Annotated in this window: 15 protein-coding genes; 2 read left to right on the plus strand and 13 right to left on the minus strand. The window is 41.0% G+C overall.

Translation table 11 applies throughout. The features are described from left to right. Positions 1 to 326: 326 nt before the first annotated feature. Together DW830_RS02710 and DW830_RS15725 are read left to right on the plus strand one after the other, a co-directional pair. The gene (locus DW830_RS02710; RefSeq protein WP_119248776.1) at positions 327 to 1,442 is read left to right on the plus strand and encodes an AAA family ATPase; all 1,116 of its coding nucleotides are present in this window, start codon (positions 327 to 329) and stop codon (positions 1,440 to 1,442) included. 271 nt (positions 1,443 to 1,713) lie between these two features. After that, positions 1,714 to 1,878, plus strand: a complete 165-nt coding sequence (locus DW830_RS15725) for a hypothetical protein (protein ID WP_158573415.1) — start codon at positions 1,714 to 1,716, stop codon at positions 1,876 to 1,878. Between the two features lie 34 nt (positions 1,879 to 1,912). Here the strand turns inward: DW830_RS15725 and DW830_RS02720 are convergent, their stop codons facing one another. The 13 genes from DW830_RS02720 to susD form a co-directional block, all read right to left on the minus strand. Further along, positions 1,913 to 3,028, minus strand: coding sequence for a YhcG family protein (locus DW830_RS02720; protein ID WP_117586792.1), 1,116 nt, complete (start codon positions 3,026 to 3,028; stop codon positions 1,913 to 1,915). A gap of 315 nt (positions 3,029 to 3,343) precedes the next feature. Beyond that, a complete protein-coding gene (locus DW830_RS02730; RefSeq protein WP_119248778.1) occupies positions 3,344 to 4,510 on the minus strand; it encodes a YhcG family protein in 1,167 nt (388 codons plus the stop codon). Positions 4,511 to 5,651: 1,141 nt separating this feature from the next. Then, positions 5,652 to 6,701 carry a nucleotidyl transferase AbiEii/AbiGii toxin family protein gene (locus DW830_RS02740; RefSeq protein ID WP_117662223.1) on the minus strand — a complete coding sequence of 350 codons (1,050 nt, stop codon included), beginning with the start codon at positions 6,699 to 6,701 and terminating at the stop codon, positions 5,652 to 5,654. Then, a complete protein-coding gene (locus tag DW830_RS16850) occupies positions 6,698 to 6,937 on the minus strand; it encodes a hypothetical protein (RefSeq protein ID WP_255415606.1) in 240 nt (79 codons plus the stop codon). Before DW830_RS16850 ends, DW830_RS02740 begins: the two co-directional genes overlap by 4 nt. Continuing rightward, entirely contained in the window at positions 6,931 to 7,305 is a 375-nt protein-coding gene (locus DW830_RS16855) for a DUF6088 family protein (protein ID WP_255415607.1), read from the minus strand. The genes DW830_RS16850 and DW830_RS16855 overlap by 7 nt, the downstream gene beginning before the upstream one ends. 539 nt (positions 7,306 to 7,844) lie before the next feature. After that, complete coding sequence (locus tag DW830_RS02750) at positions 7,845 to 8,192, minus strand: hypothetical protein (RefSeq protein ID WP_119248779.1); 348 nt, start codon at positions 8,190 to 8,192, stop codon at positions 7,845 to 7,847. A 209-nt stretch (positions 8,193 to 8,401) separates the two neighbouring features. Continuing rightward, a complete protein-coding gene (locus DW830_RS02755) occupies positions 8,402 to 8,683 on the minus strand; it encodes a virulence associated protein D (RefSeq protein WP_022120086.1) in 282 nt (93 codons plus the stop codon). Beyond that, positions 8,671 to 8,865 (minus strand): transcriptional regulator, encoded by a 195-nt coding sequence (locus DW830_RS02760; protein ID WP_119248808.1) that lies wholly within the window; start codon positions 8,863 to 8,865, stop codon positions 8,671 to 8,673. The genes DW830_RS02755 and DW830_RS02760 overlap by 13 nt, the downstream gene beginning before the upstream one ends. A 775-nt stretch (positions 8,866 to 9,640) precedes the next feature. Next, on the minus strand, positions 9,641 to 10,894 hold the full coding sequence (locus tag DW830_RS02765; RefSeq protein ID WP_089544380.1) for an ATP-binding protein: 1,254 nt from the start codon (positions 10,892 to 10,894) through the stop codon (positions 9,641 to 9,643). A 604-nt stretch (positions 10,895 to 11,498) separates the two neighbouring features. Continuing rightward, the gene (locus tag DW830_RS02775; protein ID WP_119248780.1) at positions 11,499 to 13,097 is read right to left on the minus strand and encodes a hypothetical protein; all 1,599 of its coding nucleotides are present in this window, start codon (positions 13,095 to 13,097) and stop codon (positions 11,499 to 11,501) included. A gap of 57 nt (positions 13,098 to 13,154) precedes the next feature. After that, positions 13,155 to 14,555 (minus strand): DUF5115 domain-containing protein, encoded by a 1,401-nt coding sequence (locus DW830_RS15730; protein WP_158573416.1) that lies wholly within the window; start codon positions 14,553 to 14,555, stop codon positions 13,155 to 13,157. Positions 14,556 to 14,563: 8 nt separating this feature from the next. After that, entirely contained in the window at positions 14,564 to 15,754 is a 1,191-nt protein-coding gene (locus DW830_RS02785) for a SusF/SusE family outer membrane protein (RefSeq protein WP_119248781.1), read from the minus strand. A 59-nt stretch (positions 15,755 to 15,813) separates the two neighbouring features. Beyond that, entirely contained in the window at positions 15,814 to 17,481 is a 1,668-nt protein-coding gene (gene susD, locus DW830_RS02790) for a starch-binding outer membrane lipoprotein SusD (protein WP_119248782.1), read from the minus strand. Between the last annotated feature and the right edge of the window lie 18 nt (positions 17,482 to 17,499).

The raw sequence follows: 17,499 nt of genomic DNA on the forward strand, positions 1-17,499 counted from the left end.
ACGACTATAGCTCTATGGTTGTACAACTATAGCCTATATAGTCGTACAACTGTAACTTTATAGTCGTACAACTATAGGGGTTTTTGTTGTACAACTGCAGTTTTTTATTTATGAAATAGGGGAGTGATGTATGTTGAAGTCATTTTTTCGCTTCTAGATTACCTACTGATCAATAGACAAAATATGGATATAAATACTTACATCAACTGATTTTATTAAAAAATTAAAAAACATTTGGCTATCTCGTTTTTTATTGCGTAATTTGCGTTGCGTAAAAAGCGCAATGGTTGTAAGTGTAACGAAAACAATAAGATAAAAGCAATAATATGGCAACATTGAACAATCCTTTTGTAGTATATGGTTATAAAGGCACCGAGTATTTCTGCGACCGTCAAAAAGAAACCGAGAAGATGATTTCTACGCTGCATAACGAGCGTAATATCACGCTTGTTGCTCCTCGCCGTATGGGCAAGACGGGCTTGATACATCATGTCTTCCATCAGATGGAGGAGCAATATGAGGGGGTGAAGTGTTTCTATCTCGACATCTTTGCCACCAAGAACCTGGAGCAGATGGTGCAACTGATGGCTTCTGAAATCATCGGCAAACTGGATACGGTTTCCCAATCTGCTCTCCGAAAGGTACAGGAATACTTCAGCAGTTGGCGACCTACCTTGACGATTGATGAATTAACCGGTATTCCAACCTTTTCTTTGGATTTGAAGCCGAGCGAGGGAAGGGAGAGTTTGAAGCGAATCTTCGAGTATTTGAAGCAATCGGGAAAGCGATGCTATATTGCGATAGATGAGTTTCAGCAGATATTAAGTTATCCGGAGGATGGGGTAGAGGCGATGATCCGTTCTTATATCCAGTTCTTGCCGAATGTATATTTCGTGTTTTCTGGCAGTCAGCAGCACATGATGCAGGAGATGTTCCTGTCGGCAAATCGTCCTTTCTTCCAGAGTTCGCTGGTGTTGTCATTGCCTTGCATCGAAGAACCGGTTTATCGTAAGTTTGCCAATCGTCTGTTGTCATCTCAGCATAGGGTGATAGACGAATCCGTCTTTTCTTATATCTATCAGCAGTCGGGCAGTGTAACCTGGTATGTGCAGGCGATATTGCATGGCATTTACGAGCATGGTTCTTATGGGATAACGAAGCCGTTGGTAGATGAGGTGATTCAGGAGTTGATAGAGGAGCAGGCGATGGCTTATCAGAATTATTGTGCCTGGCTTACGGAGAACCAGCAGATGCTGTTGCTGGCTATAGCTAGTGAGAGCCTGGTATCTTCGCCTTTGAGCCAGCAGTTTATCAGCACCCACCATCTGCCAGCCACAAGCAGCGTGAAGACGGCATTAAAGGCATTGATGGATAAGCAGCTGGTAAGCAAGACCCCAAGCGGCTATTTAGTAAGCGACCGCTTCTTTGCGAAGTGCTGGTGAGAGGGGGAATCACATTATAGTCCAGTCATATTTCTGCTGGCATATTGATTATGATATGTAAATAATATTTCAGAAAGAGACCGTCAAGGAGAAACTCCCGGAAAATGGGAAAAGAAGAGATTGAAAATTTTCCCTTAAGGATATTTATTTTTTTCCTTAAGGGAAAATGTTTTTTTCCTTAAGGGAAATAAAATCTTCCCTTAAGAGATTTTTTTCACCAGACTTTACTTGTAAAGCTATTTTTATTACTAATCTTATGTTTTATAAGGTCGTGAACGCAATATTGCTATTCGTTGGCAAAGAAAATGCAAACGAGCGCAAAGAAAGCTTGCTTTCAATTTGCCGAGTGCAGCTTTTCTTCTGCAAAGATACGACTTTTCCTCGTAACTTCCAAGGTTTTAGGGAAAAATGTAGGGATGATGATAAAGAAAAATAGGCGGCTCTCGGAATTGAGAGTCGCCTATTGAATATTATTCTTGATTCCATTCGTTGAGTCCCTTTTCGATTTCTTCAATGGAAGGAAGGCTACTGCGAAAATCTTTCGGCAGAGCTTGACCTAATTCATAGTCAGATACACCAATTGGCTTCTGTATATCACGAAGCGCATATTCTGCTTTTATTCTGTCTTTGGTCTTGCAGAGAAGCAGGCCGATAGTCTTGTTGTCGCCTTCTCTGCAAAGCGTGTCATCTATGGCAGAGCAATAGAAATTGAGCTTACCGATGTATTCGGGCATGAAGTCTGTGGCTTTCAGTTCTATAACTAAATACCTGTGCATAAAGGTGTTATACATCAGCATATCGATATAATAGTCATCACCTGAGACCTCAATGTGATATTGTCTTCCCATAAAAGCGAAGCCAGCTCCCATTTCGACCAAGAACTTTTCGATATGTTTGATGAGCCCAATCTCAATGTCTCTTTCGTCATATTGGTCGGTGAAAGTGAGCATGTCGAAAATATAAGGGTCTTTCAACAACGATTTTACCTCTAGTGCTTCTGTAGCAGGGAGCGTTGTGTCGAAGTTATTGGCGAGAGCGCCATGCTTGCCATAATAATCGAGCTTGATGGCTTCTGTTAAGTATCTTGTCTGCCAATGCCCTATAATGCATTGTATCATGTACCAATATCTTGCTTGAATATTTTTTACTTGCTGTATGAGAATGATATTGTGAGTCCAAGATAAGTGCTTGATAGGTAGTTCGGTCGGGGCGTTTCCTAATTGCGCAATCATTGATTGCGTAATTGGGATATTTCTAACTTTAGCCATGGTCAACTCCTTGTTGTACTCATTATAGAACTGCATCATGCACTGCATGTTTCTTACGGAGAATCCTTTCCTTTCAGGATACTCATTCTTAAGATCTACAGCTAGGCGCTGTAGAGTCTTCTTGCCCCAACCATCAGTCTCTTGGCTTTTGGTAAGCATTTCACCGATGTCCCAATTCATACGGAGCAACTCCTCGTTTGCTGCGTACATGGCTTTCTGTTGGGCAAAAGAAACACGATGCTTGATTTGTCTCAACAAAGAAGGATAACCTTGGAAGTTTCCCATGCCTAATTCTTTATGTTCAATTTCTTGTTTCATATAGAAGATTGTTAGTTTTAATCTGCAAAGAAAATGCAAACGAGCGCAAAGAAAGCTTGCTTTAAATTTGCCGAGTGCAGCTTTTCTTCTGCAAAGAAAATGCAAACGAGCGCAAAGAAAGCTTGCTTTCAATTTGCCGAGTGCAGCTTTTCTTCTGCAAAGATACGGCTTTTCCTCGTAACTTCCAAGGTTTTAGGGAAAAAATACTTGAAAAGGGGGAGGAGAAAAAGAAAATAGGCGACTCCCGAAATTGAGAGCCGCCTATTGAATGTTATTCTTTAATCTTCTAATAATCTCCAAATGTTTAGGGGGATATTATTCTTCCTTGTTTTTTAGCAAGTCCATCATTTTCTTCATATCAGGCAAAGCCTTGCGTAACCTTTCAGGCATGTCATCCAACGTCTTGTAGGTAGCAACTCCCATCGGCTTGCTGTAGTCTCGAACAGCATATTCTGCATAAGAGTAGTTTGCTGATTGGCAAAGAATGATTCCAATAGACGGATTCTCGTGTGGCTTACGCACCTTGTCGTCGAGAATTTGGAGATAGCCAAAAAGTTGCCCAAGATAAGAGGTCTTAAACTCGCCAAGTTTTAGCTCTATGCAAACCATAGCGTTCAATTCTCGATTGAAAAACAGCAGGTCTGGGAATTGTTCAACACCATAGATTTCCAAATGGTATTGGTTGCCGATGAAAGCAAAGTCTCTGCCAAAGGTCATGATGAAATTCTTGATGTTCTGAACGATGCTTTGTTCTACAACTCGTTCGTCGACATCTATTTTTTCGCGTTCCCCAATCTCTTCTACATTGATAAAGTCAAGTAGATATTCATCCTTGAACATTTCTACTGCACGTCGAGCTTCCCTAGGATTGTTGATGGTCCTGGTAAAATTGTTAGGCATGCGTCCTTGGCTATGGTAAGCATCCTCCTTTATAAGTTGGCGGAGCTTCTTTACGGAAAGATGTTCCTCTACAGTGCGGTGAATATAATAAAAGCGTGCCGAAGTTTCTTTTGGTCCACTAATGATGGCAGAGTGGTGTGTGAATGGTACTTTAAAGAAGTCCTCAACAGGAAAATCTGGAATATTAGAAATAGATAAAGTATGGAATATATCTATTTGATTTTCACTATTTTGTAATTCAGCGGTTGCAACCGCTGAATTCTCAAAGCACAATTTAGCGGTTGCTGCCGTTGAATTACTGTCAAGCATATCCCATGCTTCATAAAAACGTCTCATGTCTCTTAGTTGAGTTTCCGAGAATCCTCGAAGACCTGGTAGTTCCTTGCGAAGTTGTTCGCTGATGGATGCTAATGCGCCCTCGCCCCATACTCCTTTGCGGGTATGTTGTGAAAGATATTTTCCGATGGCAAAATATAAAGCAAGTTGTATGCGGTTCACATCTTTGGCTGCTTCATATTGTCCTTGAAGTATGGCTGTCTTTATAGCGTTGACAGCATTGTTATATTGTATCAAACTATCCATAGAGTAATGTTTTAATTTGGTCTTCTAACAGAAGGCATACGGATTTTGGGACAAAGAAAATGCAAACGAGCGCAAAGAAAGCTTGCTTTCAATTTGCCGAGTGCAGCTTTTCTTCTGCAAAGATACGATTTTTCCTCGTAACTTCCAAGGTTTTTGGTAAAAATGTAGGGATGATGATAAAGAAAATAGGCGGCTCCCGATATGTTCGAGAACCGCCTAGTAATTTAGGCGTACCTGCATAGTTCCGTGGATGAGGTTATCCAAAGATGCAGCATAGCCTATACATAAAGAATTTTACATCAAGTACTCCATGCAGTTGTGCCCTAAAGTTTTTGAAAAAACTCTTCACTCTTCACCGGAAGAACATAAATATCTGTAACTTAGAAACTTGCACGGGTGAAGAGTTTGCGCCACTCTTCACCTCTCGCAACCCCAGTGTTTATCGGGGTTTCAGCCGATTTGGTGAAGAGTGAAGAGTAAAAAAGAGAGTTGTTGTTTATACCAGCTCCCGACGTATAGTTTTGTGCCTGGCAATGGCAGGTTATTGCCCTGGTAAGGGGCAATGTTGTGCCATAGTGAGGCAATAATCGCTACAAGCCGCTTTACGACTCGTCAGTACTATCATGGCGACCTCTCAGTAACGTCTTTGCACCTTGTAAGTACTATCGCTATTGCTTGTAAGTACTATCGTTGCGATGAGTTGTTGGAAAGGATGAGGATAAAGCTATTTAGGGCACAACAGTATGGTGTCATAGATGTCAAGTTCTTCCTGTTTAGATTCATTAACATAAAGCTCTAAAGCTGCCAAAGGAGAATAAGAGAGGTTGGAACGTAAACAGTTGGGAATGAGTAGATTTGCACAAAGTTGCCAAATCGGCATAAGGCAAGCGAGTGAGGAATATTGAAGTAGTTCAGTTACCAAATCGTGCACCCATTGGAAGTGAAAGCGTCTTGTTTTCCATCTCCTTATTTGGATACAAGACCACGTATGCACTATCTTGAATAGCATCTTTCGGTGTCGCCTTTAATATCTCATGGAGATAGAAACTTGAAAACTCCTCGTATTCCATCCGGAACAAGTTGGGGGACATTCCTGAGCGTAGCTTCCTTGGTAAGTTTGGGTTGGGCTCTATATTTGTAGTTATTGTTCAGTTGAAATCTTGCGGAAACGTTCTTGAAGTTCCGCCATTCTTTTCATGAGGGCAGAGAAGTCCAAAGATTCACCATAGATGAAGCTACCTCTCATCTCATTGTAGTCTGCCTCATAACTTGGCAAGAGCGCATCGCTTGGAACAATCTGGATGCTTTGTGGCAGTTCTTTGTCATAATCCACATACCCTACATGATAGAATTTGCGTCTGTGGTTGACGATGTCTTCGTATAATGCCACATCGTTGAGAGCCACTTCTGCGTATGGAGTCTGCATCAGTTTTTCCAAATCGTAGAAATGACGTGTCATCCGATGGGTACGTGGATCGGCCTTCTGATATTCCTCGCAGAGAAGAAATGCCTTTTCGAGGAAAGTGCGAGCAGGCGTAACCGTGCGAATGGTTTGAACCAAATCAGAGTCCACATCCTCGCCATCGAATGCTTGTTCTACCAATGACGATATGCGTCTCATTTCAAAAGGCTCAGCCATAGACAAGACGCTAATCTCAATTTTTACCGTTGGAGTGGCGTATGCAGCGTTGCTTTGGTAGAGCGAAGGATATTTGACGAAAATCACAGATGGGTCTTTGTCGTGAGGCACTTTGAGCGGCTCTCCATTCTCACCCAATACGTCATTGTCTCCAATAACCGTTACGGGAAGTCCCAATCTTTTCAACTCTTCCTTTAACTCAGACTTGAAGTCGCCAAGAATATAATCCTGTGCCTTTTCTCGCAAATGGTGGATTTGTGTATTCGAAGTACAGTTGGCACAGGCAAGGCTCTTGACATTCAAGAAGAAATCTCTTGAAAGTGCGAGGTCAATGTCCTCACTGAAACGATTGATGATATTCCATCCCTTGCTAAGGCTTGTGCCACCTTTGAACAAGAGATACTTGCCTATGCTGGTATGGAATATGGCATAGAGTACAGCCGTTACCCACCAGTCCTTTTCGGCAGATGCCTCGTCTATCTGCTTTTCCTCGCTGACAGCCTGTATCATTGCCTTGCGCTCATCTATTGTAAAATCTATCCATTTGCTCATAATGCCTTGCTTTTTATGTTTCTTCTGATAATATTTCTCATCCATACGGGAGCCAACAGCAGGTCGTGCTCTATAGTCTCCTCTTCAGGATTTTCCGCCAACAGCTTGGAAATTTGCTTCTCATCGTCAGCCGTTATGTTGTTTTCGCCAATACAGCGAAGTGCCTGTACAAGATCACGCATCAAGACACCTTTAAAAGCAAAGTTTCTTGGAGCGCCATGTTTCAATACTACCATGCGTTTTCCCATGGAGAGTTTTCTGCTGGAGCCTGTCGTGAGGAACTCGTTGTCATAGGCACTTGTGTAGAGAAGCCCAACAGGTTGGCTGCTGTCACTCCAGTAGGAATAATCACAGCCTTGTCTCTCTTGGCTATTTCTGATGCTAATTCAGAAGCAGAAGGGTACAGTATGCCAAAGCGAGTCTTGCGTGCCTTGACATACACACCTTTTGATATTCGGGAGATAATCCCCTCTTTCTCGAATATCGCCAGTAGCTTGGTGACGTATTCCACATCATACTGCGGAAAGGATGACACGAAGAACACCTCCCCGAACTTACAATGTGCGATTTTGCTCTTAATCTTGTTTACTACAGCTTCTTGCATAGCTTTACTATTTGATTTTTGGTCGGAATCATTGCAAATATTTCCGACTGCAAAGGTAAGGTTTTTATACCGTAAAGCCATACTTGTACTCTATTTTTTATAGATTATTATACAAATATTTGCTCAGATTTTTATATAAAGCATGAATATTAACCTAAAAAGTTCTAATTTCCATAGTTTTCTTCTTGCAAGCTATGCGAAATTTGGAAAAATGTCGTATCTTTGCACGCCAAATAAAGGCGTTCTTTGCATTTGTAAAATACAGAAACGAGCAGAAGTCCGCTCGTTTCCATATCGTTATCTATATAGAATAGGTAATTTTACAACTTCTTGATATTCAAGAGAAGTCCTATTTAGAGCGAGTTTGACTTACTAACATCTATGCCTAAACACTGGTTTATGCAAGTGCCCCTGGTTTTTGGGAAAAATATAGGGATGATGATAAAGAAAATAGGCGGCTCTCGATATGTTCGAGAACCGCCTAGTAATTATGAACACACACAACATATATGTGTGTACTATTTGTACAAAATGTTATTTCACTTCAACGAAGGCATAAGCACCTGTGATATCATTAAAGTAGATATTATATGTACCTGCAGGAACAGAAATGTTGCTGCTGCCACCAGAAGTGATAAGAGTACCCTTATTCTCATAGTTCTGACCTTCAGCAAAACCCCAGTTCCATCATCGCGCCACTTGTGATCAGCACGAATCTTCAAGCCACCAGCAGGAATCTCTTGCTTGGCAAGATACCAATTGTGAGGAGCCACTTGCTTCAAGTCGATGTCATCACCTTCATTCCACTTGCCACCTACACCTATCAGACTAACATACTTAAACTCTGTAGGATTCTGGTTGGCAAGTTTTGTCCACTTATAAGTCATGGTAGAGAAGTCGGCTGTGAATGTATAGTAAGCATCCTTCTCTTGGCAAACGTCACGTCCTTGATTACCAACTCGTCTTCAAACAGTCCATTCTTATGCAAAGATACGACTTTTCCTCGTAACTTCCAAGGTTTTAGGGAAAAATACTTGAAAGGGATGAGGAGAAAGAAAAAATAGACGACTCCCGGATTGGAGGAGAGTCGCCTATTCTATGAGTTTTTAACCAAATCAGTAAAGTTCGACCAACTTTCAACTTTGAATCCTCTTAGATCTCTGACGGATTTCTTAAACCACTCTATTTTAGAAAGCTCCATAACTGTTTTTACAAGTGCAGTCAAATCATCATTCATCGTCATGTATGTACTGCCTTGCACCCACTCGAAACCATTCTTCTTTAGAAGCTCTTTTATTTCGTAGTAAGCCTTGTTGTAAGGTTCGCCATAGTATTTCTGTAAATCAGAAATTACCATATCAAATGCTAGTGCGTACATATTGCCTCCTTTGCTGGCTCAAATAAGTCCTTATATCCAAAGAATATGTTCCCATCTGCGGTTTTTGCGGAGATGACAATTCCTACGAAAGGATTGTTCTCAACTTCAATCACTTCGCCCTGTGTCCAGTCTTTGGCATGTGTCAAGTCTGGAGATATTAATACTTTGTCGCCTGTTCTCATAATCATAAAAATATAAATGTTGTACTTATTCGGTGCAAAGATACGACTTTTCCTCGTAACTTCCAAGGTTTTTGGGGAAAATGTAGGGATGATGATAATGAAAATGAGGGTTTCAACATAAAGTTACCTTCAGAAATAGCTTCTCAAAAATAACAATTAAAATTTCATTCTCCTTTCACAATCATCAGAATATACTTATAATCAGTTGCTTAAGTGTGAAAGGAGAATTCTCTGAAACAACAATAATAATCAGTAGATAGGACTATTCATATAAGGAGAAAGCAACTTAGTCTAAGGGAGAAAGCAACTATCACAAAAGGAATAGAAAAGACTTCTTTCTATCGGATGACCCGGGTCATCCATATAGATGACGGTAGTGAGCCATATAGATGACCCGAGTCATCCATATAGACGAACTTAGTCGTCCAGCCGATAACTCACCCCTTTTCTCCTGCCAACATCTATCCCTCATCCTTCTGGTTACTATCCTTTATCCCAGCATTCATAACAAAGACACCCACTATTCATTATCAAAGACACCCACTATTCATTATCAAAACACCCACTATTCCCTATTGGAGCAAGGCACACCGCCATATTTAAGCTTAGCCATCAATTACCATCTCAAAATAAAGAGATTTTTCGGCTCAGGGGAGATTGTCCGTGGATAAGACAATCTCCCCTGAGCCTTTTTCTTTCCATTCTTGGTAATCGCTTTTTGAGTTATATACATTAGTTCATTCCTGCAGAATGGCACTTTTCTATATTTTGAGCATTAATAATTTAAACTGTTTTTGTCTAACAAGAAGTCTTTCAGCCCGATTGTAAGGATGCCATCTTCATTTCTCTTGGGCTTGATATCATCTTTCACAATGATTATTTTCTTGAAAGAGTCCTTAATTCTCAATAGTGATGCCGATTCCTGCGCCTCTTTTTCTAATGTTGGCATGGCGAAAGCTGACTGAATGTAATATCGCTGACTTCCTTGATTCACCACAAAATCCACCTCCAACTGCTTTCTGAACAACTTGCCACTTTTGTCTGGCTCTCTGACTTCCACCATACCCACATCTACATGATATCCTCTCGTACGCAATTCATTGTATATGATATTCTCCATGATATGTGTCTCTTCTTGCTGGCGAAAGCCTAAGAGAGCGTTTCTGATTCCAAGATCCGAAAAGTAATATTTTGCCAAGGTGTTGATATACTTCTTCCCCTTGATATTATATCTGATGGACTTTTCCACAAGAAACGCATCTTCTAAAAAACCTAGATACTTGTTTATCGTCTGATGATGAATGGCCACATTCTTGACACTCTTGAATGTATTGGCAAGCTTCGTTGGATTGCATGGAGCACCAATGGAAGAGGCGATAATTCGCAGCAATTCATCAAACTCTCCCATGTTTTTTATCTTATGGCGTTCCAACACATCTACGAGATACACACTCTTATACAAGTTATTCAGATAATCTTCTTTTTTCTTATCTGTATCAAGCGTCAAAATAAGAGGAAGCCCTCCGTATGTATAATAATCTTTCCATGCATTGTCTATTGTCCCTTTATATCCTTCACAGTATTCAGAGAATGACAATGGAAATAAATGTATCTCATCACCTCTACCACGGAACTCTGTCACTACATCCGTCGATAGAAAATGCGAGTTGCTGCCTGTAACATATACATCTGCATTTGATATATGCAGCAAGCTATTCAATACATCTGTAAACTCATCTACCATCTGTACCTCATCAAGCATGATGTAGTAGAGATTTTTGTCTGTTATCTGCTCCTTGATGTATTTCAACAGATTATCAGGATCACGCAGTTCCTTATTGGTACGATCATCGAGGGCAACCTCTATGATATGGTCATCTGAAATCCCTTGCGAATTTAGATACTCATGAAATAACTTGAACAGAAGATATGACTTTCCACATCTTCTGATACCTGTAATAATCTTAATCAAGCCATTCCTTTGGCTTGCGATAAGTTGGTCTAAATATTGTTGTCTTTTAATATCCATAATTATACTATATTATCAAAAAGTGGCAATATTACCACTTTTCGTCACTGCAAAGATACAAAAAATATCTAAGAATGCGCAACTTTATTATCAAAAAGTGGTAAACTTACCGTTTTTCGTCACTAAAAAGGCTCAAACGAAGGCTTTTACCATGATTTACAAGCAAAAAGTGGTAGTTTTACCACTTTTCGTCACTTTCCCATTTTCTAGTTCCCAAAAAATGACATAAATGGTTCAGAAGAGATTGTCTATCCACGGACAATCTCCCCTGAACCGATTTTTCCTTTCACACTTAACTCTCTTATTTTCAATACAATCCACATTCTGTGAAAGGAGATTGATAATTCACCTTAACTATTTTCTGCAAATTTATCCCCCTAAAATTTGGTGGATTCAAAAAAGTAGTACCTTTGCACCCGCTTAAGAAAACCAAGCTATAGTCATCCGTAAGCCATCTGTAAATCTCGTCTTGTATTTATGCTACCAGCTTACAAAAAACTCAGGTAGGGCGTCGAACCCGACCTGAGTTTGCTAAGGAAGAGACCTTTAGGATCGTTCCCCAGCTGTTCTCTTACTAATAAAGAGTTATGCTGCTTGATACAGTTCACTTGCTATACCCGTTATATTTATATCCATTAGATTCTAATTGTTTTAGTGTCCACCAATATGGTCTTGCACCTTTTGTAACAATAAAACTGTCTTTTGCATTAAACGTTTTTGCAGATATGTAGATGTCATTATTTAAAAATTTTTCTACGACACATAACTGGGTTCTTTGTTTGCATATATCTTTATCTGCTAATTTTAAATCCAATCCTGGAGTTTTATATCCGTATGATTTTTGTGGAAGAAAATCTGTAGATATATATCGAATATTGAACATAGGAGAAAGGGTATATAGGCTAGGAAGGTTCTTCGTACCTTCGAATATCTTATTTGAGCTTGTTTCTAAATCAGATTTTGATGAATAAAATCCATCTTGAAATACAAAACTAGCTTGTGTTGAGTATTCTTTTTGGGCAGGATTTATTATTGTCTTATATTTTGCAGACGTTTCAACCTTGTATCTAAAGGCTACATTATTTGGTGTATCGAAGTAATTCTGTAATGTTGCGGTAGATTCTATTTGATAGATTGGATAGTCTAATAAATTCCAAATTCCTAATGCATAACCCAAAGTATTTAATGGAATGCTGCTTATTGGGGCAATAATACCAGAACCAGGATTAATGCTTTTTCCTGTGATTTTAACGTTTCCTTTGCTAGCTATGTTTATTGTTTGTTCTGATATTTTTGACGTTGATTTTCCAAAGATTGAACTAAAAATTTTGTTTGCACCAAGTTCTATTAAACTTCCTATTGTTTTGCCTACAATACCTTTTTCTTGTTTTTTGTTTTTTTCTAAATTCTTTGTTACATATTTATTTGCAGCATCTCCAATTGCTGTAGCAACTCCTTTAAATACATTGCTTTGTGGCTGTTCTGTGGAAGTAATGATTACTCCTTGTGAATCAAAATCCATTGTGCCTGTAAAATCAAATGAGGTTTCGTTCAAGCAAATTGCATCAATATTCAAAGTTTCGTTAATGCTATTTTCATCGTAGGCTAATTCTATTTGAAAACAATTCCATCCTGTGTGGAATCCTTTAGATACTTCATCAATTGTTATATTTGAAATGTAAACATCTTTACTCTTTGGGCCGTTGTATGGAATTGCATCTATACCAGCAAAGTTAAATAGCCTAGTGGAGTCATTTGTACTTATGTGCCATATTCCCATATTATTTTGTTCTTCTACATTGGGTAAATAGCAAAAGCCTTTTAAAAGACCATTAAAGTGATTATAGAAAATAATATAATTTACACCTTTATCGGTTTCTTGATAATTGTATGGCTGTGAGTAATTGTTAATTTTAACGCTTGAAAAAAGAATATCCCATCCGTCTTCTTTTTTGACATCTTTTCTTATGCCTATTGGAATTGTTGTAGTAACATTATTTTCAGCCCATGGCGTTCTGATAAGTTCTGAATGTCCTTTGATAGTACAATAATTATAATTAGTCCAAGTATCGTTTGGAATATCTGTTGATCTTGTATTTCTTGCAATGTAAGTGGAGTTTTGCTGTTCTTCACTTTTGTAATCTTCATTGTAGCATCCAGTTAAAATTAATGTGATAAAAACGAATAATATTAGCTGTTTCATCTTTTTATAGAATTAATAAAAGAGGCAACCAAGGTTGCCTCTTTAAGTTTGTATATCTTACTTCTTGATCAGTTCACACTTTGCATAGCCATTAGCCCATGCATAAAGCTTGATGTCGTAGGTGCCAGCTTCTACAGAGATATTATCACCGCCTTGGGTGAGAGCATTTGTATCGCCACCCCAGTTGATTGCCCAGTCGTCGTTGGCACGGAACTTGATTTCACCAGAAGCCAATGTGATGTCCTTTGCCTCCCAGTAGCCAAGTTCTTTAGTTTCTGCATTGTAAGGAACGTATGTCATATCAACGTCAGAATCCCAACCATTAGGTGATGCGCTACCAATGATACCGATAGTAGTGATAGGAATCAATGTATATGTCTTAGCAGACAAGTCTACATCTACCTTGTAGTAACCGGCTTCTTCTGTCATAGTGATGTTGGCTGCATCAGGAGCTGTGTCGAAGTTTGCGCCATAGTTGGTGCCCTTCCACTCTGGCTGAGTACAGAACTTGAAACCATTCTGGTTCAAGTACATGTAACCAGTAAAGTGTACACCATCATCACCTGCGAGGTAGTCATTTGTTGCCCATCCATTAGCATCACCTGCCATATAGAGCACTGGCTTGCCTACGGTGTAAGTAAGGTTGTTCATATCAAGAGTAACAATCCATGTACCAGCTCCAGGGATAACTGGAGTCTGAAGTTCACCCCATGAATCGCCATTATAGAGAATGTATCCGAATGCTTCTTCTGAACCATTCTCCTTGCAGCCCAAGGCTCCCTTGTTGATGGAATCCCAGTCATTACTTACGAAGTTGCTGCCTGCATAGAACTTAAACCAGTTCTTGTCTGCTGTAGTTGTAACCTTCAACTGATAAACTCCATCGCTAATCTTGTTCATCCAGACAGGAGATTTTGCATCCCATTCATTTCCGTTTACCTGGCCGAGCATATAGTAGCCCTTCTCATCGAGTTGAGGTGTTGCAGTTGGAGTAAACTTGCCTGTTGTCTCGCCCTTGTTAGTAATGCTTACCGCATCACCAGAAGCGAGATTGATAGAAACTTGTGTCTCCACATTCAGGTCGCGAGCAACAGAGGCACGAGACTTATTCTGTTCGCAAACGATTTTCTCCAATTCAGATGCACTTACCTGAACGTTGTTGCCAACCATTGTTCCATTGACAGCTACTCCGTTTACCTTGAAATCTTTGAGGGTGAAACCAGTGACATTGGCATCAGTAGAATTGACTGTTACGAGATTGATGATACCATCTTCATCAGCCATGCTGCCTTCTGCCTCAGAACCGTTGGCAAAGGTTACCCCATATTCGGCTGCAGATGCTTCCTGCTCGTTGGCCTGTGGGTTAGCCCAGTCGTCGTAGTCGCCAGCGCAGCTGGCAAGTGCGAGACTTGCCATTGCTGCTAAGCTATATAATAATGTCTTTTTCATTGTGTTCATGTTTTTAATTATTTAACTTCTGCTGTGTTCTTGTCGAAGTTGACATAGAGCTTCTTACCTGCAGCGCAAGTTACAGAGTAGCCGTCACCTGCCTCAGTCCAAGAGTCAACAATGTTCAGGTTTCTCCAGAAGCAGTTGCCCTTGAAGATAGTGAACTCTGTACGCCACCAGTCGAGTCCTGGAATCTTGATATATGCGCGGAGCTCGCCATCACCACCGAAGGCTGGAGATACCCATTCGCCTGTCTGGTCTGCAGGAGCTGTCATAGCCCAAGCGGCAGAAGCGTCGTCCCAATTGCCACCAGCAGCAGCACCAATGATGTATGCAGCACCAGGATATACGTTCAAGGTATAGTTGATGTTCTTCTTGTCTGCTGACATTTCACCAACGAAGTGGAGAACGAACCAGCCGCCATGAGCAACCTTCAAGTTACCATCTCCATCCTCAGAGATTTCAGCACCAGCATTATCGTTGACAGCAGCCAGACGGCTAAAGCCACGCCAGTCATTCTCGTATGTACCCCACTTGAATGTACCACCATCTGGAACATAAACCATGGTATAATAGTTGCCAGCCATACCATATACTGGAGCTACTGGCTTCCAGCTGCTCCAAGCCTCCTGAATAGAAGAGCCAACAACGAACAAGTTCTCTGGATACTTAGCATCAGGAGCCTTGTAAGTAGCCTTCACTGAAGGCAGGGTGATGATGTTGGAATAGCTCTGACCGAGGTAAGGGTCGAGTGTACCATCAATGACAGCGCGCAGTCTTACATACACAGGCATTGTTTCTGGCACGCTTGTGTCTGGGTTGGCTGCCTGGAACATATCTACGAGTGTAGAGTTCAACTCTGCTGCGTCCACAGCCATCTTGGCTGTGGTGTATGAGGTTGATAACTCTTTATGTGTGGTTGTTGTATCTGTCAGGAACTTCTGATCCAAAGCTACCTGTACATAATAGCGAACCACGTATGGTATACCGCCATAGTTTGGTTGGGTACAAGACAAGGTCAAGTTGTTGGCACTTGCCAAGTCGTATGTATTTTTTTCTGCGTATGCTGGTGTGTTCAATACAAATCCGTCAGCAACATGACTTAAATCCAATGTAGGATTGCTGTCATTGTCGTCAGAGCATGAAGTGAAGAGCAAAGGTAAAACCATTGCAGGCAACAGCATCAATTTTAAAAAAATCTTTTTCATAATTGTTTTCTTTAATCAATTATTGTTCTTTATTCCGAAGAATCCCCGTTTTTCTAAGATTAGTAATTAGGATTCTGAGTCATGTTAGGATTACCTGCAATGTCGGTAACAGGGATAGGATATACGTTGAACTTAGACTCGATACCGATACCTCCTGCTACACCTCCCTTGAAGTCCCAAAGATACTTGGAACCTGTGAAGAGGCCAAAGCGGATCAAATCAGAACGACGGCGACCTTCTACGTAGAACTCACGACACCACTCGTCAATCAAAGTCTGTTCATCGACAGCTCCAGAAATCTCCTTGCGATTAGCACGCTTCTGGATAGTCTGGATATCTGCGAGAGCATCTGTTGTATTTCCCAAACGATAGTTAGCTTCTGCACGTGTCAGGTAAATCTCAGCCAAACGGAACAATGGAATATCTGTATCCATGAATGTACCATCGTGGATGTCGGAACCGTCTGCATGGCGATTCTGCCATTTCACGATAGATGCGCCATTTGTGAAACCTGTAATCTGCTTGCCAGGGCTAAGTGTGCGGATGCCGCCACCTACACCCATGTAGAACATGGCACGGTCATCACCAGCTTTGTTGATGACATCTTTTGTTGTTACTTTCAATTCTTCATCCTTAGCGATAACCTGCTCCTCGGTGGCATCCTTCAACGCATCGTTTTCACCTGCCATAGGGATATTGTCCTTAGGGAAGAACTTCTCAACCAAGTCCTTGCGGGCAAAGTTACAGCTCCAGTAGTTGCTGGTGAATGAGTTTGGCATTCCTGAAATTCGCATTGATGCTACGAGGTATGTAGAACCTGAGTATTCCTGAGTCTTCTTGCCATCCTGGCGGATAGGGAAGATAATCTCCTTCATAGCCTGGGTGTTCTGGTCGTTGTCGCCCATGAATACCTGCTCATAGCCTGTGAAACCATTCTTTGCCTCGGTTGACAATGCGTAAGCTCCACTAGAGAGAATCTTATCACAGTAGTCCTTTGCCTTTTTGTAGTCCTTTACCTGGCCATCTGTGTAAACTGCAGAGTTCAGAGCCAGACGAGCATGGAGGGCATAAGCTGCACCACGGTCTGCACGGCCAAAGCCTTTTTCGTCATTGTAAGCACCAACTTCCTTGAGCTGTGGCTCAATGGCGGTCAACTCCTTGTCAATCCAGTCGTAGAGATCCTTACCGGTTTTCTCAACAGGCAGTTCGCTATCAAATGTATCCTTGAAAGGTGCCTTGTGGAAGAGATCAAGGAAATAATAGTAGTTCAAGCAGCGGAGGAAACGAACCTCTGCAATAACATCGTCGCTCATCTTGCCAGTTTGCTCACTGATAAACTGGTTGTGAAGGGTGATGTCGTATGCCAGGCGCTGGTATGCCCAGTTGGCACGTACTGAACTTGAGTTCCATGCAATATTGGTGATGGCAGGGATATCGGTATCAGTCTGCCAAGCCCAGATAACTTCATCTGTACAAAGTTCCTGAAGATTGAAGATGACACGGTAGAAACCGCTTTCACCCTCATCCTGGCTCATATCTCCCTTTCCTGCAGGACCTGCCTGACCTGTCAGACCAAGTGTGGCATATTGTTTAGCTAAAAGACCGTCGGCATCATAACTAGGTGATGACTGAGGATCAATTGAGCTGATATTCAAATCGTCTGCGCAAGAAGCCAATCCCAAGCAGAGGAAACCGGCAACTGCAGTCTTTATTAATATATTTCTCATAATTATAATCCTTTATAT

This window comes from Prevotella sp. AM34-19LB (assembly GCF_003468525.1).
GTDB lineage: Bacteria > Bacteroidota > Bacteroidia > Bacteroidales > Bacteroidaceae > Prevotella.